Genomic DNA, 26,973 nt, shown 5'->3' with positions numbered 1-26,973 from the left:
GAATCTGTCACCATACATATTAGTTAGCTGCAAAGCGGCTCCAAGAAACATAGAGAAAATGAAGAATAGAGCCATCTTATAGTTTTTGAACAATTTAAATGCGTTCAAACCTAGAGTTTCGATAAGTGGCGCACCTTTTGACCCTTTATTTTGAGGCTTGCATTGTGGCATCGTAAATGAATAGGCTGCCAAAATGAATGATGCTGCTGCTGCGATATAAAACTGGTTCGCTGATGCTTTTGAACCCGTTAAGTTAGTTAGCCACATTGCTGCAATGAATCCTATGGTTCCCCAAACCCGAATGGGAGGGAATACCTTGATCACATCGTAGCTATTATTTTTTAGAATAGTGTAAGATATGGAGTTCATTAATGCAATTGTTGGCATATAACAAATCATAGCAATCAGGATAACACTAATAAACATTGTTGAGTTGTCTACCTGAGGCAGATACAATAAGGCGAGACCTCCCAGAAGATGAAGTATTCCATAAAGTTTTTCAGCATTAATCCATCTGTCGGCTATAATTCCGGTAAGAGTCGGCATAAATAATGAGGAGATCCCCAATGTTGAGAAAACAGCTCCGAATTCTTGTGGCGACCAGCCTTTGTTACCAAACCAATAGTTCGCAATTGTTATCAACCAAGCTCCCCAGATAAAAAACTGAAGGAAGTTCATTAGTACGAGACGATTTTTAATTCCCATAGCGAGTTTAAGTATAATTAGATTTTAATATGTTCAGATTGTAACCAGTAAAATTCTTCCTGATGAGGAATGATTTTAATCGATGACTTTAAACGGTACTCAGTAATCATCCGCAGGAAGGCAGATGAGATCTGAAAATGGGATTTTGGTTGTAGAGTAGAATGATCGGATTATATATGATCCATATATATACAATACAAAAGCCAAATATTCTATTGACTATCTTATTGTAACATACGGCACCAAAACTAATAAAAAAAAATAGAAATAGCCCTTAATATGATATTTGTAATGATTCTACATTCAAGGATAGGCTTCTGTTTTGGATTGATCACTTTCAAAGCTTAAAAGTATCTTGTCAAATAAATCATCCCTATTAATTGGTTTAGAGATATAGTAGTCACATCCAGCAGCTAATATTTTCTCTTTATCGCCTTCAATAGCAAAGGCTGTTTGAGCGATAATTGGAATCTCAGGGCGAATTTTTTTGATTTTCTCAGTAGCAATATAACCATTCATCTTAGGCATATTAATATCCATGAGAAGTAAATCAATTTTATTATTTCCTTGACAATATTCAACTGCTTCCTCTCCATTATTTGCTCTAACGCATTTCATGCCTTTAGTGTTAAGAAGTGCTTCAAGAAATGAAAAAGAAGTTTCATCATCTTCAGCAATAAGAACCGTTTTGTTGTTAAAGTTTAAGACAGGAGCAATGCTTGTTGAGTCCCAATAGGCATTAGTATTATCTGAAAATGGGATTGTAAAATAAAAATTGGCGCCTTCACCTTCTTTTGACTCCACCAAGATGTCACCTCCCATTAAATTGGTTAATTTTTTGCAAATGGTTAAGCCAAGACCAGAACCACCGTAAATCCGCGTATGTGAGTCATCAGCCTGACGGAAAACTTCAAATATTAGCTGTTGCATGTTTTGAGGAATTCCAATGCCTGTATCTTTCACAAAAAATTGAATGAATTTTTGTTGGTTGTCTTTATGTAAGTTACACCCAAATGTGATACGACCCTCTTTCGTAAATTTCAGTGCATTTTTAAGCAGATTAATAAGATTCTGTTTGATCCTTTTTTGATCTGAAAAAAGAATGGTGTCTTGATTTTCCAGGGAATTATTTAGAATAAGATCTACATGTTCTTTATTCTGTAATATCTGTTCATTTTTTATAAACTCATGAACTTCATTTAATAGTGTCGTTATGCTAAGAGGTTCATTTTCAATCTTAATGTCTCCAGTTTCAATTAATGAAATGTCAAACACGTCTTCAATAACGCCAAGTAGGTGTTTCCCACTCATGTTAATAATTTTGCTAAAATGTAGAATATCTTCCAATGGTAAATCTGACTGTATCAAATCAGAAAACCCAATCACGGCATTTAAAGGTGTTCTAAGCTCATGAGACATAGTTGCTAAAAATACAGACTTGAGCCTATCGCTTTCTTCAGCAATTTCTTTGGCTTTAATTAGTTCATTTTCGTGTTTCTTATTCTGAGAAATATCACGAATAATACCTTGATTGGCAATGCCATCCTTATAAGGTATAAAGCTGGCCGATACTTCAATTGGTATCTTTTTTCCAGATTTTGATCTGCAAATAAATTCAAATTTTGGAGCAAGTTTACTCTTATCATTTTCTTGAAATCTGATGTTCATCATTTCAAGGCTCTCAGGAGCAATCAGATCGTGGAGGTTAACCTTTTCCATTTCTAGGGAAGTGTAACCCATAATTTCTTCAAACCGTTTATTGATTAATTCAAAGTGGTTTTCATATAATAAGAATATGGCATCATTTGAATTCTCAATTAAGGATCTATATTTTGCTTCACTTTCTTCCAGAGAGGTTTGCATTCGATATTCTTCTGTAACATCTCTGAATACAAGGACAACTCCTGAGATATTTCCTGTCTCATCTTTAATTGGTGCCCCAGAATCAGCTATTTGGTTTTCTCTACCGTCTTTAGAGATTAGTACGGTATGATTTGCTAAGCCAATAATTTGACCACTGTTAAGAACCTTTTTAACCGGATCTTCCACTGTTTCTCTTGTTTTAGAATTGATGATTTTGAAAACGCCTTCAAGAGATTGACCTTTGGCTTCTTTGAAATTCCATCCTGTTAACTTTTGAGCAACAGGATTCATTCGTGTAATTTTGCCTTGTACATCGGTTACAATTAGAGCATCACCAATAGAATTTAGTGTGATGCGTAAGTTTTCTTCATTTTCTCTAATTTGATGTGTTTGCTTGGCAACTTGTTTCTTAAGACCGATAAGCCATAGCCATAGAATAATAAAGGATAAAATAAAAATGGACAGAATCGTAATAATCGTTAACCATGTTTTTTTCGAGAATTGACTTGGTCTAGAGTGTATCCATTTTTGACGAAACTCCTTTTGTCGATTAAGAGGAATATTATCAATTGCTTTATCTATAATTTTAAAAAGAGTTGGATCATCTTTGGATGTAGCTACGGCTAATCGATTCATATACCCACTTCCATCAGAAATTTTAAGATTGCTAATAAGTTCCGTGTCAATAATATGCGTTACTGTCATCTGACTAACAACCATAGCATCGCAATTTCCAGTAGAAACTGCCCTTATACATTCTATATGATTCTTAAAGCTAATAGGGGTAATGTTGGGATAATACTGAGCGATGTAGTCATTAACGGCATAATTAGAGACAGTACAAATGTTTTTATCCTTTAACGAACTCATTGACGTGATATTGCTATTTTTTTGGCTGATTATAACATAAGGAATTTTTACAATTGAATTTGTAAATGAGAGATATTCAGCTCTTTTGTTTGTACTCGCACAACCAACAATTATATAGTTATGTGCTGTTTGAGAATAAGTTATCAGTTCTTCCCAGGTGTCAAAGTTTTTAAATTTAAATTCATAGCCTAAAGAACTCTCTATTTCCTTTTGGTAATCAATCAATAAACCAACATAGTCACCATTCTCATTGTGAAATGCAATAGGTGGTTCTTGATATCCAAATAATATTTCAATTTTACCTTCATTCTTATCAAGCCATATGCGTTCATCATGAGTTATGAAGTGTTCATTAGATTTTTGGCAGGAAAGAACTATCAGGAATAGGATAATAGCAGACAAATAAATCGAAAGAGATCTGCCAGAATTAATTTTTTGTAGGTGCATGTTAGAATAGATTATGAGTATGAAAAATACGAAATTCTATTCTAATCAGCAAGTTAAGTTTTAATATCTATTGTATATGGTTTAATAAGAGGTGTGTTATGTTTATATGGAACTATATATTCTCAATTGATAATTAGGTTTATTGCGCATATCCTTCCGACATACAAAAAAAGCAGTTACCGCAAAATGCCGTAACTGCTTGATATTGTGGGTGGAGAATAGCGAAATCGAACCGCTGACCTTTTGACTGCCAGTCAAAAGGGTTTTATATCTAGTTATTGCTAATTACGTATAGTTATTGCAGTTAAGTCCCATTTTGTGTATGTTTACATACAGTTAATATCATAGAATATCTAGTTGTGAATATTAGATGTTTGCGAATTTGTTTGCGAAATGGAAATAAAGAAGATTAGTTTACCCTGGATATATCACCCTGAAATTAACGAAGAAACTCTGAGAAGTGAAAAAGGAGTTTCTTTGGTAGCTGTTCTTGATACTGATAAACAACGGAAGGATGGCTCCTGTTCTATAAAAATAAGGATTATTCACGAAAGAATATATAAATACCATTCGACTAAGGTCTCAGTTACCAAAGATGAGTATTTAAAGTTATTTGGGAATAGATTAAGTGCAGAACTTAAGGAAAAAAGAGTTGTGGTCTACCATTATCTAAAAAGGGCTTATTCAGTCATTAATGAAATGGAAGAGTTTTCTTTTGTCGAATTTAAAGACCGATTTACGAGAAAGCGTTCAGAGACAAAAAGTGTCTATCCTTATTACGAAAGATATATTGAGCTTCTCAAATCTGAAGAACGCTTAGGGACTGCTCAGAATTATACTTACTCAATGAAGAAGTTGAAGGAATTCCATGGAAAGAATTCAATTTCATTTGAAGTTATTACTCCAACTTTTCTTAGACAATATGAGAAATGGATGATTGATAATGGGCAAAGTAAAACTACAGTTGGCATTTATTGTCGTCCCTTAAAGAAAATTTTTAATGATGCTATAGCTGATGGAGTGATTGGTAATGATAAAAACCCCTTTGGAGATGTGAAAAGAGGGAAGTATCAAGCACCTGAAGGTAACAATACCAAAAAAGCTTTAAGCCTAGATGATTTGAGAAAGATCATAATTTATGTTCCTGAATTAGAATCTCCAGAACATTATTATCGTGATATGTGGGTTTTCTCATACCTCGGGAATGGCATCAATATGAAAGATCTTTGCTTATTAAAGTATAAAGATATTGATGGTAATCGTATTCGTTTTAGCCGTGAAAAGACAAAAAACACAAATCGATCAGCCAAACCAATTTCAATTGCTCTAATTGAAATGAATAAAGAGATCATAGAGAGGTGGGGTAGGTTTCCTCGAGATCTTGATGAATTTATTTTTCCTGTATTGGATGGTAAACCCAATGAGGAAGAAATAAAACGTAAAGTCCAACAGTTTATTAAGCAGGTAAATAAGTATATGGGAAAGCTTGGTGGAAAACTCAACATTGAAGCTAAAATAACAACTTATTATGCTCGACATTCATACGTTACAGCTTCTTTAAGAGCTGGAGTTGATATACATACTATTACCGAAAATGTAGGGCATTCTAGCCTGAAAGTAATTGGTAAATATATTGATAGTCTGAATGAGGAAGAGAGTGTCAGGAATGCTAATAAACTTTTAAATTTCGATTAAATATGATACTGTATAAGAGTTTTATAAAGGCGAAGTTGAAATCGCATATTGAAATTTATGAGGCAGCAAAAGAAATTGGGAGTGTAGATAATATTGATGTTGAATCATATCTAAATTTTCGTGGAAAAATATTAGCTATCAAAATTTCAGAACTAGAACATAAACTAGAATCGGTTCATCGATTCATATGTGAGAATTCTAACTTGATTTTGAAGGATGAATCATTAATGGAATTAATTAATAAAGTTTATTGTGAATATAAGAGTATGTCTGAAGGGTATGAAACACAGGGTGATGACCTTTTAGAAAATCTTATGTGTGAATTGTGGTTTCACCATAAAAATAGGCTTATTCCATTATTGGAAAAACTAAAAGAGAATTCTAAGTATATTCTATCAATAAGGTCAGTTTTTGATGATACAGAAAATTCATCAATTGTTAATAATAGAATATTAATAAACTCTTTGACAGATGATGAAGTTAGTATGTTAGTTAATGAGTACTTAAGATATGATAATTATCACTATAAAGAAATTGCTTTATATTATTACTACAATGATATTGAAATTGGTCAAAATGATAAGTGTATAGCAAAGAAGCATAATATTAAGGATGCCAGATATCTACATAGGTGTTTTGAGGATATGAAAAAAAAAGAATGGCGTTTTAATAGAGATTTCGGTAAGTATTTAGAGAGAATTTCTCCGTTTCTTTTTGATGAAGCTAGAGAAAGGGCAAAGATGGATGCTGTCTTGTATGAAAAAGAGTGGAATAAGCCTGTTGAATTTATGGGTTTAGAGACTTTCTTAAATATTAAATAAGTCTCTAATTTATAATTATTGTGTTGTAGTTAATTACCATTGCATGGTATCTATAACTATACACAATGATTAATAAAAACATACTAACTAGTAGAAACGAGATAGTGTTCCCTAAAGGAATTTTATTAACTGATTCTATCAAGTTAGATATTAATTTAATTGAAGATATTATTTGATCCTCGGTTCCAGATTATTGGAGCCGAGGATTTTTTTGTTTCATCAAAAAAAGGAGAATTTTTAATGAATAAACAACTTGTCGTTATTTCACCCGAAGATCTTAAGAAGACTATTGAAGTTGCTATTAACAATGCATTATTAAATGAACAAAAATCTACAGTGCCAATTCCATCGAAGAAAGTATTAGTGTTGAATGAAGCTGCAGCTTATATAAGAATGTCTGTTGCTACATTCCGATACTACTTAGGAAAAAATGAAATTAGAGGCTATAAAATTGGAAAATCTTGGAGATTCTTTGCCGAGGATCTAGATCAATTTTTAAAGAAGTTTTTGAGAAAAACAAATGCTGAAATAGAGATGGAAATTGATGAAGGATTGTCAAAATAATATTTCAGATTCGATAATAGATATTTTGTCTTACTAGACGGAGATAATATTATAAGGACTCATTAAATCCCTTTCAGACCTCAATATCGAATTCTTAAGGAAGAATCGAAAAAGAAACTTAGAAAATAAAAAAAGGTGGATCGCCATCCACCTATAATAATTTCATGCATTAGACAACACACCTAAAACACATGTACAAAAATAATGAAAATGGGTCTGATAACCTAATAGATAGGATAAATCAGAACCCCGAAATGCAATTAAAAATAATAGAGCATTTTTATCCACAAGCAAGCCTTAAGAAAAAATTTAAAACTCATGAAGAGAATACCGCTTCGACATCATTAAAATTACACAAGGGGAAATATTGGTTGAATAATTTTGCAACTACCGATAAAGCAATGGATTGCTTTAATATTTCTCAAGAGAAACTAGAATTAGAAATGCCGGAAGTTATTAAATATCTGATTAGTAATTTATTTCCGGAATACCAGTATAAGGATCACAATAAAGTAAACCTTAGAAGTCCATTTGAAAAGCAGTTGTATGCTATCAAAAGCAATCCAACAGATCGGGCGAGAAAATATCTTGAAGGTAGAGGAATTGATTGTGATAAATTACCTCCAAATGCATTCTATCAGAATTTTTCCTTAGACAATAAAGCAGATAGTGTCGTTTTTATTGATTCCAGTAAGATCTTGATTAATAAGAGATTTATCGAACTAAAGCATGGACGAGAGAATTACTGCAACAAAGGGGTTTTAGAAAATGCTTTATATACAAAATGCTTCCTAGATACCAAGGATACTGTTTTTATTACGGAAGGAGTTATTAATACCTTATCCTTATTTCCTACTTATTCAAGTATAGCCATCTTTAGTGCCAGTAATAGAATATCTAAAGCTGTAATAGAGAATTATATCCAAGATAAGAAAGTTGTTATTGCTTTAGATAATGACAAAGGAGGAAATGAGGCTACAGAAGTATTGTTTCAAAATATTTTAGACTGGGATATTTCTGTAATATCTGTTCATAGGCTTAAACTTCCCGAAAAAAAGGATATTAATGACCTCTTAATGGATGGGGAATTGTCTTCCTTCTTAAAATCCAAAGAAAATTATAAACAACTGTATCCTGAATATATTCCTGATTCGAAAGATGAAAGGGAAGACATAGGTAAGTTTGGCTTTTTTAAAAGAGATAGTTGTTACTACGTCGAGGATCAGTATAAGGGTAAGGTTCGAGAAAGACGGATTTCCAATTTTATAATGACAATCTTCTTTTTTTTACCTGATGGATCGGATGATGCAATTCGAATTTTCTTTCTTCAAAGTAGATCAGGTAAATCTAAATTACTAACAATATCATCCAAAAGTTTGAATGTTAAGAGTTTTAAATCAAGTATTGCATCGGTTGGGGGATTTTCTTTTTTAGGTACTCAAAATGAACTGGATATTATCTTAGAGGAATTGAGAGAAAAAGAAGATACAGCTCATAATGTAGGAGTATTAGGATACCAAACAGAATTTAACCTGTATGCATTTAGTAATGGAGTAATTCACAATGGGAATTTTCGGAAAGTAGATCGATTTGGGGTAGTAAAAGCAAATGGAAAATCTCTCTATATACCTGCTTTTAGTGTAATAAATAAATATTCTCCTTGGTTTGATAAGGAACGGAAATTCAAATTTTCACCTGGGAAGATAAAATTCAAGGAATGGTCAAATCTGGTTTATAAAGCATACCATGATAAGGCTGCAGTAGGGATGTGCTTTGTAATAGGAGCTTTGTTTCGGGATATCATATTCAAAGAAATTGGATTTTATCCATTTTTATTTTTGTTTGGTGATTATGGCGTAGGTAAAACTTCATTTTCGGAACTGTTTTTAAGCTTGTTTGGATCTGGGAATAAGGGTTTGTCTTTAGAAGCAGGATCAACCTCTAAATCTGTGGCAAGGAGTGCAGATCAGCAAAGAAATTCTCTCTTGTATCTCAAAGAACTCGATAGTAAGATTGAATCCAAAATTATTGGTTTTTTAAAGACTGCTTATGATGGAATTGGGTATTCTCGTGCTCAGACAACCCAAGATAATAAAACTCATGATACTCAGGTTAATTCTGCGATGATGTTAGATGGCAACTATCTTCCTACACAATCTTCAGCCTTATTTAGTAGAATGATAATCTTAAACTTTTCGAGTCATTCATTTTCAGATGAAGAGACAAAAGCTTTTAAAAAATTAAAAGAGGAAGCTAAAGCAGGATATGGTAATGTAATACTGGAAATATTAAAGCATAGATCTCATTTTGTAAAGGAGTTTAAGGAGCAATTTGATATTGTCTATCATGAATTGAAATATCAAAACCCTTCGACTACTAATTATTCTGAAAGAAATGTGAAACATGTTACATTATTGCTTGCGATATATAAAGTGATGAGTTCTAGGTTGGAGTTTCCAATGAGCTATGATGAACTATATGATTGTTTACTTGAAAATGCAAGGGAGCAAAATGAGTCAATCCAACGAATTAGTGAGGTAAATCAGTTTTGGAATGCAATTGAATTTCTTAAATCTGATTTGACTATAAATAAGCAACATTATCGCATAGTTAAACATGATGGGAAGAATTTACTAGGCATACGTTTTAGTTTAATTTATCCTTCATACAGAAGGTTTTGTTTATCTCAAAATCAATCAGAATTGGATCTTAATACATTGCTTGCCTTACTAAAGGATCAAAAGTCATTTGTAAAAACCTGGCAGAAAGGTAGAATCGACTCTCATACGATTAAAGATTTTGGGAGTGCATATCTATTTGATTTTAAATTATTACCCTTAGAAGAAGAATTATGGCTAAAGTAATATCAATAATTAACCAAAAAGGGGGTGTTGGAAAAACTACCACCACCTGTTCCTTGGCAGCAGCATTAAGTTTAAAAGGAAAGAAAGTACTGCTTGTAGATCTGGATCCGCAGGCTAATGCATCTGAATCGCTAGGGGTAGAAGATTATGACAACAATATATATCAAGCTTTAAAAGGAGAGTCTGAGATCTCACCAATAAAGGTGATGAATAATTTAGATATCGTCCCATCTAGCATAGACTTGAACGTGTTAGAACACGAAATGACTAATGAACCTGGTCGGGAATATTTGCTTAAGGAGTTGATAGCATCAATTAAGGACAATTACGACTTTATTATAATAGATTGTTCCCCTTCCATCGGTTTAATTGCTTTAAATGCGCTTTCAGCTTGCGATACGTTCATAATACCTGTACTTCCTCACCATTTAAGCATTCAGGGCTTAAGTGGTTTGGCTGGTGTTGCCAAAAAAGTTAAATCTAGAATTAATCCCAAATTAAAGCTAGAAGGGGTGCTTATTACCCAGTTTAGCCATCGTAAGATCTTGCATCGTGATGTGCAGAAAGCTTTAAAAAAACATTTTAAAGGGAGGCTATACGACTCTACCATTAGAGAAAATATATCACTTGCTGAAGCACCCTCGACAGGCATGGATATTTTTCGATATTCCCCAAATAGTAATGGCGCTGAAGATTATTTAAAACTGTGTGAGGAATTTTTAAGTAAGCAATCTTAATTTTTTTCTAATTGAGACCATAATTCCCATTTAACCCATAAACTATGGCAAAAAAGAATTTTAAAGCAGGAATCGATAGTTTGTTACAGTCTAGCATATCCGAAAAAAAAGAATCTGATAAAGAAAAAATAATATCTGTTAAGGCGACCTATGATTATAATTCGGAACAACTAGCTAAAATTAAAGCAATCGCCTTTTACGATAGAAAACCAATTAAGAAGGTTATTGGAGAAGCATTGGAGGCATATGTACAATCATATAAGGATTTGAATGAGGCTCAAAAATTAAAGCCTTAAAACAGCCTGAAATGCAAAAATGGATCTACTCTGTTGTAGATTCTTTTTTTGCTCTGTTTTTAAATTGACTTAGGGGAAATTGGAATTTCATTGTAAACCTGTAAACCTTTATAGTATGGATGATAGATAAGTGTTGATATTTAGTTGTTTAAGAGTTGTTTTCTAGGTTTACATTGGTTTACATGATTTTTTAATGATTAGATTAATAGGTAGTTATGGTTTACATTGGTTTTTCTTTATCAGATTCTTTTTTAAGATGAAGAATTAGGTCTTAAAATTCAGAAGAACATGAAGGAGGAACAATTCCTCCTTCATGAGATAATAAACAATAAAAAGGTAAGAGGAAATGGAAGGAAGTAAAAGCTAAAGAAGAAAAAGAAGAAGAAAAAAGTGCCGGAATATAAAAAAGGTGTCAAGAAAGTAGAAAAGGAAGAGTAGAGTAGGCAGGAATAATGATCTGATAAAAAAAGGGAAAAGGAGAAAACTAACAAAGGGTTCAATTTTGAATAAGCAAGGTGTGTTTAGGGCTAGCCCTAAACCTAATTTGCTCCGTAATTTCGCATTGTTTTCTCGATTCGTTGTCGAGAAAAACCAATTGATAATTGGTTGAAATATCTCCGTTCCGTTAATATTTACATTAAAAATAAATGATATGACAAGTAATAGTTTAAATAAAAATGGTCGTACAAAAGTAGCTCAATCAAAGAATCGAAAAGCTAACAAAATATTATTGTATTTGAATGACGAAGAAATGGAACGGTTTAATAAAATGTTTACTGGATCCAGTCATAAAGAAAGATCTCCATTTATACGTGAGGTATTATTGGAGGGAAAATATCAAATTACATACCGAGATAAAACTCGAGAAGAACAGATCTATGCTTTAGCTAAGGTTGGGACAAATATTAATCAAATAGCACATCGTTTGAATATGGATAACGCACCAAGATTGACTGAAAGAGATCATGCGGTTTTTACAGAATTTAAAGAATTGTCTTTGAATATTGAATTTTAATTAGCTTTAATCTGGAATAAATGGATATGAGATAATTTTAAAATTGTCAGAAATACTAGCCAATCTTAAAGAACTAAATAATTCATATAGGTGATTTTTCATGCTCAAATAGGAGCACTTTTTGAATCAACATAATGACATGGAAGTAATAATAGTAAAGTTAGAAGAAACAGAAACAGGTTTTTCATCTTATTCAGATGATATACCAGGTTGTATTAGTGTTGGTGACACATTAGATGAATTTAAAAACTTAAACCCTGAAGAGATAAAGGAAAAGTACACTTCTTTTGATGAGATAAAAGAAAAGTACACTTCTTTTGATGAGATAAAAGAAAAGTATAATTATCCTAAGGATGACTAACTATTCTGAAAACAATTAAAATTCTCTTAATCAATGTAAATATCATATGCCCCACCACTAACAGACTTACCATATGTTATGGCAACTATGGTGAAAATATTTTTTGACAAAACATTAAAACATAAACCAATGATTGAATTATCTAATGAAATGTATATCACTAAAGATGTTTATAGAGCTCTAGTCGATTATGGAAATCTGCTTGTAGTTGATCTACTTCGGAAGGCAATCAATCTTGAAGAAAAAGAAGATGATGACGACGAAAAATACTATACCGTAAGAGAGGAATTTCAAACTCTAGCTTTTCAAGATGGTCAATCACAGAATCATTATTTTGAAGAACTAACTCAGTTAACAAAGATTTACCTAAAGGAATTGAAAGATTCTGATAAAACAGCATTTTGCTTTCGTTTGATTAACGATGAGAAATATTACAATAAACTGTTAGAATCTGTTGAAGAAGATGTATCGGATACAATGAAACAGTATGATCATAAAATTGGTCGGGAAATGGCAAGGCTTTTTTATCAGGAAGATAAGAAAGAGCTAATGGAATGGTGTCACGAATTTCTAACGGATACTATTTGTTGTTTCTCTTGTGAATTCAACTTTTCTTTAATTGATGAAAGTCTAAAAGATCATCTGGAATATGTACTAGGTGAATACAAGAATCCAATATTTATGAATTTCCCCATTAGATAAATACCTAAGAAGGATTAAAAGCCAAACCTAAGTGTTTGGCTTTTGTTATTTTCATTTTGTAAGGGTAATATGGCAAGTATGGTACTTATGGTTTTGCCATATAGTATGGTGTTCCTGTTATTGATATAACGGCAATTAGCAGCCACACCACAGAAAGCTCATTTATGAGATACATTAAAGTCACCAAGGAACAGCAAGCCGATAGAATGGCTCAGTACCCGTTTTTCACAGATAAAGTAGGTTGAAAAATTGTTTAAGAATCAAAATAATATAAGCACAAAACAAAAAGGCACACTGATAAAAGTATCGGTGTGGTTTCTGTTTTATAAAATATACCTTTAGGTCGTAGTCCCAACAGTACCCAATTTAAACTAGCAAACATATCTTAATCAGTGTTTTGAATGGTATTCCTTAGATGAGTATACCCTTATTTGTCCCCCTTATAAATATTCATTGAATATTGGGTTTTACGACAATCTCTCTAATTAATCTAGATAAATTACTTTCAAGTTTTACTTTTTAGACAGTCTAACGGCTGGCGGTATGAAATCGTTGGGGATTACGGGCTACTTTCCTGTCCAGCTACTCCGAATTTTATGTGTGGCAGAATGATTAAACAACTATGTAGTGGTCAGTGCTTTATGCCGCGTATTGGATGTCATTTTCAGTCAACAAATAACAGCTCACCTTTTGTTAAAGTGTAAAATAATCCTACTATTTTTATCTCTCTATTTTCTTCCATTTCTTTTAAAATAGGGCTTTTTGAACGGATTGTTGAAATTGCATGTCTTACATTATTCTCAGATACAAGCTTTACAAATTCTTCATTTTTTGAAGTCATATTACCGCTGTAGTTTTGGCTCATTTTTATTGCAGGTTTTATCTTTGAAAGCGTTGTCGTTAGGTTTCCTAATTTAACATTGTCTATAGCGCCAATAATTGCCCCACAATGTTGATGCCCCATTATTATAATTAATTTTGCACCAGCAACTTTACAGGCAAATTCCAAACTACCTAATAAATCTTCGTTTACAAAATTGCCGGCAACACGGCCAACAAAAATATCTCCAATACCCTGGTCAAAAACGTCTTCAACCGGCACCCGGCTATCAAGACAACTTAAAACTACTGCTTTGGGATATTGGCCAAAGGCAGATTTACGTATTAGCTCAGAGTGATCCCTCTGAGTTAAGTTGTTATTTCTAAAACGCTCATTTCCATCCAGAAACTCTTGTAGTATTTGATCAGGTGTTAATTTAGCACGTTCCTCAGCACTAATTACTGTTTTTACTACATGATCTGTGTTTTCTTTTTCCGTATTTAATCCATTCTTATTAGCTTCCATATGATCTCTTTTAAAATTTCTATTCTTTTAAAACAACACCGTTACTATTTGTCAAGCTTGTCTTTGCTGAGTTCTTTTTTTAACCAGGATATACCGCTATCCATATTGTCAAAAAGCTGTTTTTCAGGAACTAAATTTGGTACTATGTCTATTGACCGAAGCATATCAGCAGGTTGATTTTGTAATCCAATTATCATTACACGTAATCCTTTCTTGTTTAAATCAAAAAGTATTTCTTCCATGGCATACAAACCTGTTTGATCAATATAGGGAACACGGTCCATCCGAATAACCAGGACTTTTATTTTTTCATCAATATTTTTAAAAAGTTTAAGAAAATGTGAAGTAAATCCAAAAAACAAAGGTCCATATAGGTGCTTGACATATATAGCATTTTTGAATTCTTTGAATAAACTTTGTTCATCATCCCATGGTTGCTCTCCTTTTAAATCAGCCAAAGAAGAACCTGTTGTGCCTTTCTCTGCAATATCGCCCGAACGTTTCATAAAGAGAACTGAAGCTAAAATAATTCCAATAGCTACGGCATAAATAAGACTCCCGAAAGTTGTAATTAACAAAACGATAAGCAGCACAATTGCATCTGCTCTGGGAACATGCAATAAATGCTTTAGTCCTTTCACATCAATAATATTGAAGCCCACAGGAATAAGTATTCCAGCTAAAACAGGTATAGGAATAAAGGCAGCTAACTTACCTGCTCCAAGAAGTACTATCAGCAGAAATAATCCATGAATTATTCCTGAAAGACGAGTCTTTCCTCCAGAATTAATATTTACAACAGTTCCCTTAGTTGCACCTGCTCCTGGTATTCCACCAATCAAACCAGCTACTGCATTACCGATGCCCTGACCAATCAATTCACGATTACTGTTGTGTTTAGTTTTTGTAATATTATCCGCAATGACAGATGTTAATAAAGAATCGATTGATCCCAATACTGCTAATATGAGTGCGTATTCTAAAATTATCACATAAGCTTTGGGATCAATATTGAATAACCCATCTATTTTTAGAGATGGTAAACCGGAAGGTATCTCACCAATAAGTGGAACATTTAATTTAAAAAAATAAGTAACAAGAGATGCTGTTATAAGCGCAACAAGCGCACTGGGAATGCCCTTAGTGATTTTTGGGAATAAATAGAAAATTAATACCGTAATCCCTCCAATCCCAATTGCAGCTAAATTAATTTCTGACAATAAACGCGGAATTTCTTTTACAACGCCAAAAGTGGATGACGGTGATGATATTCCTGCGAACGGATATATTTGTAATAAAATAATAATAAGCCCTACGCCGCTCATGAATCCTGAGATTACCGGATAAGGGAAATATTTAATATAACTACCAATATTTATAAATCCAAAAAATATTTGAAACAGGCCACCAAGTATAAAAGTTGCAACGATTATGCCCATCGCATTTTCAAGACTTCCAGTTAAGCTAATTGCTATTGCAATAAATGTGGCTGAAACCACTGTCATTGGACCGGTAGGGCCACTGGCCTGCGTTTGGGTACCGCCAAAAGCTGCAGCTAAAACACCAACAGCAATTGCTCCATAAAGTCCTGCAATGGCACCCATGCCAGATTGCACACCAAATGCAAGTGCCAAAGGCAATGCTACTATACCTGCAACAAGTCCTCCTGAAAGGTCGCCCTTTAGGTTTTTAAAATCATATATTTTTTTTGTCATATCTCTTTAGAATTATAAGCTGAGTAACACAAGAATAAACAATTTAAAATACATTTTGTTCTCAGAATTGCTGTTCTATCTTCTCTTTGTTATATTCATTTTTTTTGAAATTCTATTATAAATTTAATAAAAGCATTTTGATATGTCTTACTGCTTAACTATTTATTAAGCAATTAGTTTTTTAATCACAAAATAAAAATATTTTTGACTCATCTGATTTGAGAAATGAAATCCAACGTTAAACTGTAAGAATTCGTCATCTTTTCAATACAAACAAATCATACCTTAAATATGTCGTTATCCCGATCCTATCTCGCTCGTTTATCCTACTTAAACGATCTTTTTAATAGCAAAACAAATCAATTTGGTAGAAATTTTCATTTCGCTAGAAAAATAAGCACTAACAAAGAATAAAGCCCATAAATAGAGCCATTATAAAGGGAGTTTAAGGGGTATTTATCTAGCTCCTATCCCGATCGTTTATCCTACTGAAACGATCTTTTTGTGAGCGAAACAAATCTATTTGGTGGACATCTCTATTTTCTAAGTAAAATAAGCCCTTACAGAGAATACAACCTACAATTGAGCCATTATAAAGGGAGTTTAAGGGGTATTTATCTAGCTCCTATCCCGATCGTTTATCCTACTGAAACGATCTTTTTGTAAGCGAAACAAATCTATTTGGTGGACATCTCTATTTTCTAAGTAAAATAAGCCCTTACAGAGAATACAACCTACAATAGAGCTGTTATAAAGGGGATTTTAGGGGTGTTTATAGTTTGTATCCCGATCTTAACTAGATCGCTTATCCGTTTAGTAGGATAAATAAAAAAGCCAATTAATATTTTAGTGATTCAGATCTCAATTGCCAGAAGTCTAAATTATCACTTGGCTCGATTACAAATATAATTGCCAGACAATTACACATCTTCAATTTCCTCGTATTGTATCATGCAAGTTTCTAAAGTGCGTAATATTCCAATAAAAGAAAACGGAATGTAAAATAAATTGGTAGCTGGATAATGAAATGTAAATTAAGCGGGTTTCCCAAATCCTAAAGGACTTTCAGAATGATCTATAAATTGTAAGGATTTGGCATATTTAAGCCGTTAACTAGTTATAACTAAATTGTTATCTAAAGAAGTAATGTTTTTTCGAAGAATTTGCTTGTTCAGAATAGAACTAAGACAGTTTTAAAATAAAATACACTGACAATCGCTTGATTATCAATATTTCAGTAGCTCCAATAGAACCCATGCAAAAAGAATTTAATCTCTGTTTATTAACGACTTATGTGGTTGAAAATATTTTTTCTGTTTCAATTATTCTAAATAAAATGACAATGGAGGCATCCTCAATTTATTGGCCAAATCCCATTGGGTTTCTTTTATACTTTTCTAGTTACTGTTCCCGTTATTTTCAGCTAACTATAATATCTTATTGTTTATTTTGAAATTGCAAGTTAAAAAAAATGAGAAGATTATGTTCTTCATAAACTTGTCAAGTTTGCCAAAAAAGAAAATAAATATAATATTACTCGATGGTTTGAGTCGCAATGAGGCTGTCTTTCAGTGGATTGAAAGTGTATTGTGTTGCCATATAATATTGTAAGTATGGTGCTACCATACAAGCCATACAACATTCCCTTTACGTACAGTATGGTTGATATGGTCATGCTGGTATATATGGAGTCATAGAAAGATTAAATATAAGAACAGATAGCTTGCTGAATAGAGCTATTTATCTAACTTTACTGTTAGAAAATATTATAGAAAAATATTGCGTTACTGAAGTTTCTCTGCAGAAAAAACGACCAATTTAAAGAGCAGGAGAGATGGACGAGTGAACGCACCAGAATTGGTGTTTTCCCTTGTTTCGTTGTGCTTGCTCAGGTGCTTAAGCCCTGACCTCAATACCATCTCCAACTTTAGAAGGGACAACCCCAAAGCAATAAAAAAAGTATTCCGGCAAACTGTTCAACCGGCCAAATACTTTAACCTGATTGGCGGAAAATTTCTGGCCGGTGACAGTACCAAACTAAGAGCACAGAACAGCAAAAAGAACAACTTCAATCAAAAAAAGATTGACCGTCATTTAGCTTATATTGAGAACAAGCTTTCGGAGTATGAAAAGGCATTGGCAGAAAGTGACGGAGATAAAAAAAAGATCATCGAAGAAGAAATCAGCAAACAAACTGATCGGAAAAAGGAGTATCAAAATACAGAGAAGCAAATCAAGCAAACAGGTCAGTCTCAAATCTCTACTTCCGATCCTGACAGCCGTCAGCTAACAATCCGTAATAACATTACCGAAGTCGCTTATAACATACAAACCACAGTTGATTCAGAAAACAACATCCCCATCGATTACAAAGTAACAAATACCAACGACAGCAAAGCCATGGGCAATATGCTGCAGCGTGCAAAAACGATTTTACGAAGCAATCAGTTGACTGCACTATACGATAAAGGTTATCATACCTGTTCCGAATTTGCTGTCGCGGATCGTTTGGGTATTGAAACCATAGTAGCCATACCCAGAGTGGCAGCACAAGCACCGAATCCAGAATATAATGTAGAAAATTTCGGATACAACAAGCAGGAAGATTATTATACCTGTCCGCAAAACCAACAACTAAGAACTAACGGAAGATGGCACCAGGCCAGAACCTACCAGTTTAAACGCTACACCACCAAAGCCTGTGCAAACTGCAGTGTAAAAGATCAATGCAGCAAGGCGGCCTGTGGAAAGGCAATACAACGCAGCCAATACCAGGATCTCATTGAGATAAACAAACAACGCGTAGATCAGAATCAAACTTATTACAAATGACGGCAGGCCATAGTCGAACATCCCTACGGAACCATAAAACGACAATGGGGCTTCGATTACATTATGACAAAAAAGGCATGGCAAGGGCAAGGGCCGATGTGGATTTAATAATGACTGCCTACAACCTGCGCCGCTTAATCAATATTATTGGTCTGAAAACCCCTATGGAATGGGTTCTACAGCAATTATCTTATTTTCCTGAGTTAAGGGTGCCGTCAAAGTTGAAATTGGCCCGGATAAGAACCTCAATTCTATTTCAAAATAAAAGCATTTTCAGTTTTTATGTATCCTTAAAACCGCTATATTTAAAACTTAATTCAGCAGTTTGATGAGTTTTTAGACAGACTGCCGTTACCTGCAAGCTCAAAAAACATTCAATTATTTACCACAATGACAGAAATATATGAATTAATAGACTACCTCAAAAAATTTGGTGATTTATCGAATAACGATATTTCACTTATTTCTGAACATTCAGTCATCAAAGGGTTTAAAATGGGTGACATTTTTGTTGAGGCTGGTAAAAATGTAAATCAGGTAGGTTTTATATTATCAGGTGTGTTTCGCTATTTTTTTTACGATAAAGAAGGAAACGAAATCACCTCTTTATTTTTGTCAGAGAATGATTTTGTAACCAATATCAATAGCTTTAATGAATACATTCCTAGTTCTGGAACAATCATTGCTGAAACAGATTGTTCTGTTATCATAATTTCTAGGGAAGTATGGGCGTTGTATTCTGAAAATATAACTAATTGGAATAGTATAATACAAGCTATCACCAATAAAAATTTATTAGCAAAAACTAACTTTCAACGAAAATTAATAAATCAGAATGCTAAAACTTCATATCTTGATTTTTTAGAAAAATACCCTACCATTATTCAAAGAGTCCCACTAATTCATATAGCTTCTTTTTTAGGTATTACAAAATTTTCTTTGAGTAGAATTCGTAAACAAATTACTGAAGAATAGTATTTGTTGTCAAATGGCAATCCAAAGTCAAATTAACCGTCCGATATTTGCATAATAATTAAACAGACATACTATTATGAAAAAAATATTAAAAATAGTCGGAGGCATTATTGTCCTTTTTATACTCGGAATTGGAATTATTTATTTCTTTTTTCCTCAAAAACTGGTGGATTTAACTTATTTACAAAACGCAAACTCTGCTAATTTAAAATCAAAAACTATTGTTGTAAATGGTTACAAAACCCATTTTTACACTAATGATAACACTTTAGCAAAAGACACCTTGGTATTGCTTCACGGTCTTGGAGATGATAAAAACAGTTTTGTACAATCCGCTAAATTTTTGACAGATAATTATTACTTAATTCTTCCAGACCTTCTAGCTTCTGGGGAAAACAGTAAAGAAGCATCAATTGATTTAAGTATTAAAGGTCAAGTAGAATTTGTAAATAAATTTTTAGTCAGTTTAGGAGTTAAAAAGTTTCATTTAGCAGGAAACTCAATGGGAGGACACATTTCTGCTGCTTATACGATTGCATATCCTGAAGATGTAAAAAAGCTCATACTTATAAATGCACCAGGCTTAAAACTAGATGAACATATTGTATACACCGGATTTGGTAGTGTCTTACAAAATGAAGACGATTTAAACAAAGTCCTTTCTCGTGTTTTTTATAAAGTCCCAGATATGCCAGGTCCAATAAAAAAAATGTATATATCTCAAATAAATAATAGTCGTGATTTTTTAAATAACACTGTTATACCACAAATAAAAAAAGGCGAGTATTTTGATTTAAAAGATAAAATAAATGAGATTAAAACACCTACATTAATTCTTTGGGGCAAGCATGATGAGGTTGTAAAATTTAATGTCGCAGAACGTTTTAACCGAGATATTCCAATATCAAAAATAGAAGTTATAGAAAATGCCTCACATTCACCGCAATTAGAAGTGCCGAATGTAGTAGCAACAAGTATTAACGATTTTTTAAAAAATAAGAAAATGACAACATCTATACCAACAACCAGGGAGCAACATCTAGCCAAAGTTCAATTGTACCGATGGTATCAACTGTACGAAAGAGAAATGAATGCTAAACGCATTAATAACCAAATGGAAATTCTAGCAGATGATATTTATTTGAAAACATCGGCAGGAGAAATAAATGGAAAACACAACTATCCCGAAAGACTTACGGCTTATAAAGGATGGAAAAACGCACATCACGTAGAAAATATAAACATAGTTTCTACAGAAAAAGGGGTTGAATTAGAAGCCGAAATAAGGTATCAAAACATACGTCCTAATGGAGAAAAAATGAGCTATACTATTCATTATAATACAGAATTATTAAAAAACAGAGATGCTTTGCCACAATTTTCATTTATTGAAATACTACCGACTGGCGAAACTAACGACATTTTAAAAGATGCCTATCCCGAAAATAGAACAAAATCATTGATGCATTATTGGTTGGCTTGTATGGAAAGTTTAGATGGAAATGTAGAACCTTTTAAAGAATTATTGACAGATGACTTTATACTGAATTTCTCAACAAACAGTCGAATTCAATCGATTCAAGAGTTAGAAACTTGGCTGAATGGGAAACCGATGCAACTGAAAGAAAGTAGTCATTATCCTGAAAAATTCTCGGTTAAAACCATTATGGAAAATGAATATGAAGTTACCGTGGAGTTTGATTGGAAAGGTATTACAAAAGAGAATAATCAAGTAAAAGCAAAAACAAGACACATTTGGTACGTGGTTGATAATCCGAACGAACGATTTGCGAAAATTTTAAAAGCTGATGTTTTTCAAATAGAACCGTTTATGATGGTGAAATAAAGCCAGCAGGTAACACCTGCATATAGCAAATTGCTTAATTCTTGTAATTGGAAATTTTAATTACATTTAAACTAATTAATAAAGAGTGGAAAATTTCGGTTTAAAACCCGCAACTTGCCATATTCAAACAAGTTGTATGCCATGCTAAAAAAGCCGATCGCACAAATAGTACATTTTGTTTTTGCCGACACACAGCCAAACGCTGAAAAACAAAAAGAGCTATTTTTCGCCAACGCACAGTTAGATTAACACTTGAAATTAAATTATGATAAAAAGAATCCGCTGCATGAAAAAAAATGGAGTTTTCAGAATTATAGACGAGCGGGATAAATTCAAGACTTTGCAAATTTGAATATTATATATGGTTGGAATTATTCTGGTAAAACTACAATTTCAAGGATTTTTCAGAATTCTGAAAAGACTGAAAAAAATCCTGATTACAACTCTTCAGAATTTGAACTTGAAAATTATAACGGGCAAAAGTACAATGAACAAATTCATAACGTTGATGATAGATTAGTTAGAACTTTCAATGCGGATTTTATAAAAGATAATTTATAATGGGACGGTTCAAGTTTTGATACCATTCAAGTCCTACTTTTAGGTCAAGACGCTATTGAAGCAGAAAAAAGATTAACATAAAGGAAGAAAAGTAAACAGAAATTGAGGGAATAAAAAAAGCACTAAACAAAGAAGTCAAAAATTTAAATAACAAAATACTAAATGGCTTATGTAGTAAGTCTAGTGAAATAAAAAACACCTTGCGATTGGTTTATGCTTATACTAGAACTCAAATTAAGCCTACATTTGATTCGATAAAAACAGACCATAAAAAGTATTTACTTTCGCCAACAAAAGTTGCCAGATTTCTACCTATTGCAACTGGATCAGATTCTGATAAGCTCCCAGTATTGTCAAAACTTAACCCAACTTTATTATTAACAGAAAATATTGTAAAGGTAAAAGAACTTGTAAAAGTAGTTCCTGAATTATCGAAAACTATTGAATACTTTATAGAGAATCCTGGAGTTGCAAATTAGGCAGAAAAAGGTTTGCCTATACATAAAGACAAAACTTACATGTAAAACTGAGATGAAGTTTAAGTGGGTTGCAAAACTTGAAATTTAGCACTTCCCCGCCATTGCTTATACAAAATGTGTATGCTGGTGTTTATATCCTTTATTTTGGGTCTAAGTCCATTTCTTTTTTAAATATTTTCATAATTTCATTCAATTGATTTTCATATATAGAATTCTTCCGGCAAGCAAAATAGAGTTGATTGGTAATTGGAAAGTTCCCTTGCCACAGCAATTGCAATTTTCCATCTTCAAATTCCCTTTTGCAAAGAAAATCAGGAACAATGGCTAATCCGCTTCCAACACAAAGACTGTTTATTATCGATTTAAAATTGGGGACAATGTAGTTGGCTCTAAAATCTGGTAATGAATTAAAATTGGTTTGCCAGAATCGCTTTAAATGCACATTGTCACTTGACGCACCATACCATTTTTTTTCTTTGATGAATGTGAGTATGTCGGATTTACTTTTCGTTTTAATCGTTTTATTAAAGGCATCTTTATCAATATCATTACTGCCAATTAATACAATAGCCTCTTTGCCAACGGGTATATACTGAATCTCTTTAATTTCCGTTTTTTGAGATGTAATTACAACATCAAGAATTCCTTTCTCTAACTTCATTAGTGAACTCTTATAATCAGAAAAACTGCTTATCACATTAAAATTTAGTGTATGAAGATGCCTTTCTAGAATGTGCTGAAACGTTTCAAAGCACATTCCAATACTTATAGTAGGAATATCATTCTCAGTACTTTTATGAAAGTACCTCTCTATCTCCTCTAACTTTAACAATGGTTCAATAAGCCCATTATATAATACTTTTCCACGTTCGGTAGGAATCATTTTTTTTGAAACTCTATCGAAAAGTTTTGCTCCTGTATAACTTTCCAACGAATTTAAATGCAAGCTTACACCAGGCTGAGAAATAAATAAAACTTGGGCAGCTGCTGTTAATGTTCCTTTTTCGTAAATCGCTTTAAAGGTGCGATACCATTCTAAATTTACCATATCTATTATAATTATAATGCAAAGGTATGAATTAACTTATTTTTATAATAGAACTATCTAGAGTATTTTTGCATCGAATACTAAAAAAGGGTGCATATGTTAGTAATGGAGAAAACAAAAATCAGGCATTTAGAATTGAATAATCGAATTATTCGTGCGGCTTTGTGGATGAAGATGGCTGACAAAGACGGGCGCATTACACCAAGGCTATTCAAGGTTTACGAAGAGCTTTCGAAAGGTGGTGTTGGATTGATTATTACGGGTTATTCGATGATTGACCCAGACGACAGACCAAATCCGGGAATGATGGGTATTTATGATGATTCGTTTATTGACGAGCATAAGAAATTGGTTGATATTGTTCATTCTAATGGAACCCCTATAGCCATTCAGCTAGCTTATGGAGGTTCGCAAAACTATCATCCTGACTTTCAGGATGCAACATTATTTGGTCCTTCAGCCGTAAAAAACCGTTTAACGGGAATTACGCCCAAAGAGATGTCCAAAGAAGACATTCAGCATCTAATAAAAATGTTTACTAATGCTGCCATAAGAGCTCAGAAATCGGGTTACGACTCCGTTGAGATACACGGTGCACATGGCTATTTATTAAGCCAGTTCTTAACTCCATTTTGTAACCGCCGCTCTGATGAATATGGAGGCAACATTGAAAATAGGTCTCGGATTATTGTCGATGTCATTCAAAGTATTCGTAAGGCAACAGGAGAGGATTTTACCATTATGGTAAAAATGAACCACGATGATTATATGGACGAAGGCGAAGGCTTAACAGTTCCTGAAGCTGTTGAAGTTGCCAAAATACTTGAAAAAGCAGGAGCAGACCTGTTAGAAATTAGTGGCGTAAATGAAACTTCCGGGAAAGGTATTAGACCGGCACGAACTAAAATAAACAAGCCTGAGTTACAGTCTTATTATCTTGAGCCCACCAAACAAATTGCCGAAGCGGTGAATATTCCTGTGATATTAATTGGGGGAAACCGTGATTTCCGAAGGATGCAAGCTATCCTTAATGACACCAGTATTGCGTACTTTTCCATTGCGCGACCACTACTTTACGAACCGGATTTGGTAAATAAGTGGAAAGGTAATCCTGATTATAAGCCACTTTGCATTTCGTGTAATGCTTGTTATCGCGAAGGAGAAGACGTTGGTTGCAGCGTTAAAGAAAAAGGTAGAGTCAATGACTCCACCAAATAGATAAACTTCCGTTCAACGAATGGATTGAAGTGTTAGGGTTTTATGTTATCATGGAACCAACATTAGTAAAGGAAGAGAATGAAACCGCGATTGGTCAAATGTGTATTGATGTTTTTGGCGAAGATTGGGGAATATTAAAAATACCCCATCTTTCAACCGGTGATAAAATTGGTTTTGAATAAAAGCCTACTTTCGAACCTTTCAGAACGGGATTATTTCATTTTTCTATCCAAGACCCTGATTTAGAAGGACTGGTTACGAAAATTGTTGATGCTGGTAAACAACGAATGCCGATTAGAGAATATTATCCTAGAGAAAAACCTGATTGTATGTGTTACGTTGAAGATCCTTTTGGTACAGTATTCGAAAACTACTCTCACTCCTACGAACTAAACTATTCACAAGGAGCATATAAGTGATGTTATAATCCAAGTTCAATTATTATAAATAAATATAGTAATAAGAACATCTGGGTTAATCGTAAAAAAGTTACCACTTGGTGGTGGATAAATAATTAAAGTGTATCAATAATAATAATGAAAAACCTACAAGATTACCCCAAGGGAAGTTTAACTGTTATGGCCTATTTTAAGGCTGTCTCAGAATATAAGAAGGATGTGGAAAGAATCACAAAAATTTTGGTGGAGAAGGTTAAAACAACAGAAAAAGGGAATTTGATTTATGAGGCATCATGGTCGGTGAATGAACTTGACTGTATCGTATTTCATGAGGTATTTGAAAATTCACAGGCATTTGAAATTCATAAAGAGACAGCTCATTTTAAGCAGTGGGGAATAGACACGAAAGGAATGTGTAAGCCAGACGGGAAAATATTTGTTCTTGAAAACGATAAACTTTTTTAATTGATTCGTAGTAAATTAACTTGATAAGAATGTAAACTGTTTTTTTTTCAAACAAAAGCATGTTTAAATTCATAGAAAAAAACATATAAATAAAATTATAAACAGATGAAATATTTAGAATATAAGAATGGAGACAAAATGCCAATTTTAGGTTTGGGAACCTGGAAATCAGCACCTGGAGATGTGTACGCTGCAGTTAAGGAAGCCATTAAAATTGGGTACAGACACATCGACTGTGCTGCTATTTATGGCAATGAGAAAGAAGTAGGAAAAGCAATAAGCGAATCTATTGCTGAGAATATTGTTGTCCGGGAGGAGTTATGGATTACTTCAAAGTTATGGAGTAACGCGCATGGTAGAAGTAATGTGATCCCTGCTTTAAAGCAAACATTAGCTGATCTTCAGTTGGATTATGTGGACCTGTATGAAATACACTGGCCCGTAGCTTTCAAAACCACTGTCCTTGCACCAGAGAAACCAGAAGATTTTGCCATCAATGAATATCCCATCCCCGATACATGGAAAGGAATGGAGGATGCAGTTAATCAGGGATTGACTCGTCATATTGGTGGATGTAATTTTAAAGTGGCCAAACTGGAAGAACTACTGCTGTCATCAACCATCAAACCTGAGATGATGCAGGTAGAGATACATCCCTATTTGCAACAAAATGAACTAGTTGATTTTTGTGAAAAAAATGGAATCATGGTAACAGCCTATGCACCTCTTGGATCATCTGACCGTCCGGTAGGCATGAAAGCGAAAGACGAACCAGTGCTTTTGCAAGATGAATTGATTAACTCCATGGCCAAAAGAAAAGGGATCTCTCATGCTCAGATATTGCTTGGCTGGTTAACCCAAAGAGGAATAGTGGCTATCCCAAAATCCGTTAATCCCGTTCGCTTAAAACAAAATTATGAATCGGTAGAGATTGTTCTATCTCACGATGAAATGGGAGAAATAAATGGATTAAATAAAGGCAGAAGATATGTTGATGGTTCATTTTTGATAGTCGAGAATGGCCCCATAAACAAATCAAATCTATGGTAATCGTCAAATGATTTTAAAAGCTATTGTACAACTTAAATCAATAGAATTCGTGGAGGCTTGCCTTATGGGTATTCATTTACTTTATACTAAAGGAACCAAAT

The 26,973-nt window shown here is 33.3% G+C and carries 23 protein-coding genes; 18 read left to right on the top strand and 5 right to left on the bottom strand.

Features of this window, described 5'->3' with window-relative positions:
* The coding region (locus ABY905_RS03635; RefSeq protein ID WP_372640619.1) for an MFS transporter at window positions 1–705 on the bottom strand (705 nt) is incomplete at its 3' end.
* A 303-nt stretch (window positions 706–1,008) separates the two neighbouring features.
* On the bottom strand, window positions 1,009–3,885 hold the full coding sequence (locus ABY905_RS03630; RefSeq protein WP_372640616.1) for a PAS domain S-box protein: 2,877 nt from the start codon (window positions 3,883–3,885) through the stop codon (window positions 1,009–1,011).
* A 393-nt stretch (window positions 3,886–4,278) separates the two neighbouring features.
* Here ABY905_RS03630 and ABY905_RS03625 point away from each other — a divergent pair, with 393 nt between their 5' ends.
* The 9 genes from ABY905_RS03625 to ABY905_RS03585 all read left to right on the top strand — a co-directional run bounded on the left by ABY905_RS03625 (window position 4,279) and on the right by ABY905_RS03585 (window position 12,940).
* Window positions 4,279–5,580, top strand: a complete 1,302-nt coding sequence (locus ABY905_RS03625; protein ID WP_372640613.1) for a tyrosine-type recombinase/integrase — start codon at window positions 4,279–4,281, stop codon at window positions 5,578–5,580.
* A 35-nt stretch (window positions 5,581–5,615) separates the two neighbouring features.
* Window positions 5,616–6,401, top strand: coding sequence for a hypothetical protein (locus ABY905_RS03620; RefSeq protein ID WP_372640611.1), 786 nt, complete (start codon window positions 5,616–5,618; stop codon window positions 6,399–6,401).
* Window positions 6,402–6,641: 240 nt separating this feature from the next.
* The gene (locus ABY905_RS03615; protein ID WP_372640609.1) at window positions 6,642–6,965 is read left to right on the top strand and encodes a helix-turn-helix domain-containing protein; all 324 of its coding nucleotides are present in this window, start codon (window positions 6,642–6,644) and stop codon (window positions 6,963–6,965) included.
* Between the two features lie 254 nt (window positions 6,966–7,219).
* Complete coding sequence (locus ABY905_RS03610) at window positions 7,220–9,829, top strand: toprim domain-containing protein (protein WP_372640607.1); 2,610 nt, start codon at window positions 7,220–7,222, stop codon at window positions 9,827–9,829.
* Window positions 9,817–10,566: a ParA family protein gene (locus ABY905_RS03605; RefSeq protein WP_372640604.1), complete on the top strand. Its 750-nt coding sequence runs from the start codon at window positions 9,817–9,819 to the stop codon at window positions 10,564–10,566. Before ABY905_RS03610 ends, ABY905_RS03605 begins: the two co-directional genes overlap by 13 nt.
* Window positions 10,567–10,610: 44 nt before the next feature.
* The gene (locus tag ABY905_RS03600) at window positions 10,611–10,862 is read left to right on the top strand and encodes a hypothetical protein (protein ID WP_372640602.1); all 252 of its coding nucleotides are present in this window, start codon (window positions 10,611–10,613) and stop codon (window positions 10,860–10,862) included.
* Window positions 10,863–11,514: 652 nt separating this feature from the next.
* Entirely contained in the window at window positions 11,515–11,877 is a 363-nt protein-coding gene (gene mobC, locus ABY905_RS03595; RefSeq protein WP_372640599.1) for a plasmid mobilization relaxosome protein MobC, read from the top strand.
* 139 nt (window positions 11,878–12,016) lie between these two features.
* Window positions 12,017–12,238 carry a hypothetical protein gene (locus ABY905_RS03590; RefSeq protein ID WP_372640596.1) on the top strand — a complete coding sequence of 74 codons (222 nt, stop codon included), beginning with the start codon at window positions 12,017–12,019 and terminating at the stop codon, window positions 12,236–12,238.
* Between the two features lie 129 nt (window positions 12,239–12,367).
* Window positions 12,368–12,940: a hypothetical protein gene (locus ABY905_RS03585; protein ID WP_372640593.1), complete on the top strand. Its 573-nt coding sequence runs from the start codon at window positions 12,368–12,370 to the stop codon at window positions 12,938–12,940.
* Between the two features lie 664 nt (window positions 12,941–13,604).
* On the opposite strand, the gene ABY905_RS03580 is transcribed toward ABY905_RS03585, so the two are convergent.
* A complete protein-coding gene (locus ABY905_RS03580; protein ID WP_372640590.1) occupies window positions 13,605–14,285 on the bottom strand; it encodes a carbonic anhydrase family protein in 681 nt (226 codons plus the stop codon).
* A gap of 44 nt (window positions 14,286–14,329) precedes the next feature.
* A complete protein-coding gene (locus ABY905_RS03575; protein WP_372640587.1) occupies window positions 14,330–16,000 on the bottom strand; it encodes a SulP family inorganic anion transporter in 1,671 nt (556 codons plus the stop codon).
* A 1,842-nt stretch (window positions 16,001–17,842) separates the two neighbouring features.
* Here ABY905_RS03575 and ABY905_RS03570 point away from each other — a divergent pair.
* The 5 genes from ABY905_RS03570 (at window position 17,843) to ABY905_RS03550 (ending at window position 22,693) form a co-directional block, all read left to right on the top strand.
* A complete protein-coding gene (locus ABY905_RS03570) occupies window positions 17,843–18,832 on the top strand; it encodes a hypothetical protein (protein WP_372640585.1) in 990 nt (329 codons plus the stop codon).
* A gap of 390 nt (window positions 18,833–19,222) precedes the next feature.
* Window positions 19,223–19,807, top strand: coding sequence for a Crp/Fnr family transcriptional regulator (locus ABY905_RS03565; protein WP_372640583.1), 585 nt, complete (start codon window positions 19,223–19,225; stop codon window positions 19,805–19,807).
* A gap of 76 nt (window positions 19,808–19,883) precedes the next feature.
* Window positions 19,884–21,653, top strand: coding sequence for an alpha/beta fold hydrolase (locus tag ABY905_RS03560; RefSeq protein WP_372640580.1), 1,770 nt, complete (start codon window positions 19,884–19,886; stop codon window positions 21,651–21,653).
* A gap of 330 nt (window positions 21,654–21,983) precedes the next feature.
* A complete protein-coding gene (locus ABY905_RS03555) occupies window positions 21,984–22,214 on the top strand; it encodes an AAA family ATPase (protein WP_372640621.1) in 231 nt (76 codons plus the stop codon).
* Between the two features lie 206 nt (window positions 22,215–22,420).
* Window positions 22,421–22,693, top strand: coding sequence for a hypothetical protein (locus tag ABY905_RS03550; RefSeq protein WP_372640578.1), 273 nt, complete (start codon window positions 22,421–22,423; stop codon window positions 22,691–22,693).
* 139 nt (window positions 22,694–22,832) lie between these two features.
* On the opposite strand, the gene ABY905_RS03545 is transcribed toward ABY905_RS03550, so the two are convergent.
* Window positions 22,833–23,741 carry a LysR family transcriptional regulator gene (locus ABY905_RS03545; RefSeq protein WP_372640576.1) on the bottom strand — a complete coding sequence of 303 codons (909 nt, stop codon included), beginning with the start codon at window positions 23,739–23,741 and terminating at the stop codon, window positions 22,833–22,835.
* A gap of 96 nt (window positions 23,742–23,837) precedes the next feature.
* Between ABY905_RS03545 and ABY905_RS03540 the strand changes: the two genes are divergently transcribed.
* From ABY905_RS03540 to ABY905_RS03525, 4 genes are all read left to right on the top strand, one after another.
* Entirely contained in the window at window positions 23,838–24,959 is a 1,122-nt protein-coding gene (locus ABY905_RS03540; protein ID WP_372640573.1) for an NADH:flavin oxidoreductase, read from the top strand.
* 50 nt (window positions 24,960–25,009) lie between these two features.
* Window positions 25,010–25,141 carry a hypothetical protein gene (locus ABY905_RS03535; RefSeq protein WP_372640570.1) on the top strand — a complete coding sequence of 44 codons (132 nt, stop codon included), beginning with the start codon at window positions 25,010–25,012 and terminating at the stop codon, window positions 25,139–25,141.
* A gap of 354 nt (window positions 25,142–25,495) precedes the next feature.
* Entirely contained in the window at window positions 25,496–25,822 is a 327-nt protein-coding gene (locus tag ABY905_RS03530) for a putative quinol monooxygenase (protein ID WP_372640568.1), read from the top strand.
* A 105-nt stretch (window positions 25,823–25,927) separates the two neighbouring features.
* Window positions 25,928–26,872 carry an aldo/keto reductase gene (locus tag ABY905_RS03525; RefSeq protein WP_372640566.1) on the top strand — a complete coding sequence of 315 codons (945 nt, stop codon included), beginning with the start codon at window positions 25,928–25,930 and terminating at the stop codon, window positions 26,870–26,872.
* Window positions 26,873–26,973 lie beyond the last annotated feature (101 nt).

The organism is Ancylomarina sp., assembly GCF_041555295.1.
In the GTDB taxonomy this organism is placed as follows: Bacteria; Bacteroidota; Bacteroidia; order Bacteroidales; family Marinifilaceae; genus Ancylomarina.
Note: the sequence above shows the minus strand (reverse complement) of the source record. Positions and strands in the feature narration are given on the sequence as shown.

What these genes read in the sequence shown, in the direction of transcription:
- ABY905_RS03630 (WP_372640616.1), bottom strand. Translation starts at nt 3,885, where the DNA reads ATGCACCTACAAAAAATTAATTCTGGCAGATCTCTTTCGATTTATTTG.
- ABY905_RS03625 (WP_372640613.1), top strand. Translation starts at nt 4,279, where the DNA reads ATGGAAATAAAGAAGATTAGTTTACCCTGGATATATCACCCTGAAATT.
- ABY905_RS03615 (WP_372640609.1), top strand. Translation starts at nt 6,642, where the DNA reads ATGAATAAACAACTTGTCGTTATTTCACCCGAAGATCTTAAGAAGACT.
- ABY905_RS03610 (WP_372640607.1), top strand. Translation starts at nt 7,220, where the DNA reads ATGCAATTAAAAATAATAGAGCATTTTTATCCACAAGCAAGCCTTAAG.
- ABY905_RS03605 (WP_372640604.1), top strand. Translation starts at nt 9,817, where the DNA reads ATGGCTAAAGTAATATCAATAATTAACCAAAAAGGGGGTGTTGGAAAA.
- ABY905_RS03600 (WP_372640602.1), top strand. Translation starts at nt 10,611, where the DNA reads ATGGCAAAAAAGAATTTTAAAGCAGGAATCGATAGTTTGTTACAGTCT.
- mobC (WP_372640599.1), top strand. Translation starts at nt 11,515, where the DNA reads ATGACAAGTAATAGTTTAAATAAAAATGGTCGTACAAAAGTAGCTCAA.
- ABY905_RS03590 (WP_372640596.1), top strand. Translation starts at nt 12,017, where the DNA reads ATGGAAGTAATAATAGTAAAGTTAGAAGAAACAGAAACAGGTTTTTCA.
- ABY905_RS03585 (WP_372640593.1), top strand. Translation starts at nt 12,368, where the DNA reads ATGATTGAATTATCTAATGAAATGTATATCACTAAAGATGTTTATAGA.
- ABY905_RS03580 (WP_372640590.1), bottom strand. Translation starts at nt 14,285, where the DNA reads ATGGAAGCTAATAAGAATGGATTAAATACGGAAAAAGAAAACACAGAT.
- ABY905_RS03575 (WP_372640587.1), bottom strand. Translation starts at nt 16,000, where the DNA reads ATGACAAAAAAAATATATGATTTTAAAAACCTAAAGGGCGACCTTTCA.
- ABY905_RS03565 (WP_372640583.1), top strand. Translation starts at nt 19,223, where the DNA reads ATGACAGAAATATATGAATTAATAGACTACCTCAAAAAATTTGGTGAT.
- ABY905_RS03560 (WP_372640580.1), top strand. Translation starts at nt 19,884, where the DNA reads ATGAAAAAAATATTAAAAATAGTCGGAGGCATTATTGTCCTTTTTATA.
- ABY905_RS03545 (WP_372640576.1), bottom strand. Translation starts at nt 23,741, where the DNA reads ATGGTAAATTTAGAATGGTATCGCACCTTTAAAGCGATTTACGAAAAA.
- ABY905_RS03540 (WP_372640573.1), top strand. Translation starts at nt 23,838, where the DNA reads ATGTTAGTAATGGAGAAAACAAAAATCAGGCATTTAGAATTGAATAAT.
- ABY905_RS03535 (WP_372640570.1), top strand. Translation starts at nt 25,010, where the DNA reads ATGGAACCAACATTAGTAAAGGAAGAGAATGAAACCGCGATTGGTCAA.
- ABY905_RS03530 (WP_372640568.1), top strand. Translation starts at nt 25,496, where the DNA reads ATGAAAAACCTACAAGATTACCCCAAGGGAAGTTTAACTGTTATGGCC.
- ABY905_RS03525 (WP_372640566.1), top strand. Translation starts at nt 25,928, where the DNA reads ATGAAATATTTAGAATATAAGAATGGAGACAAAATGCCAATTTTAGGT.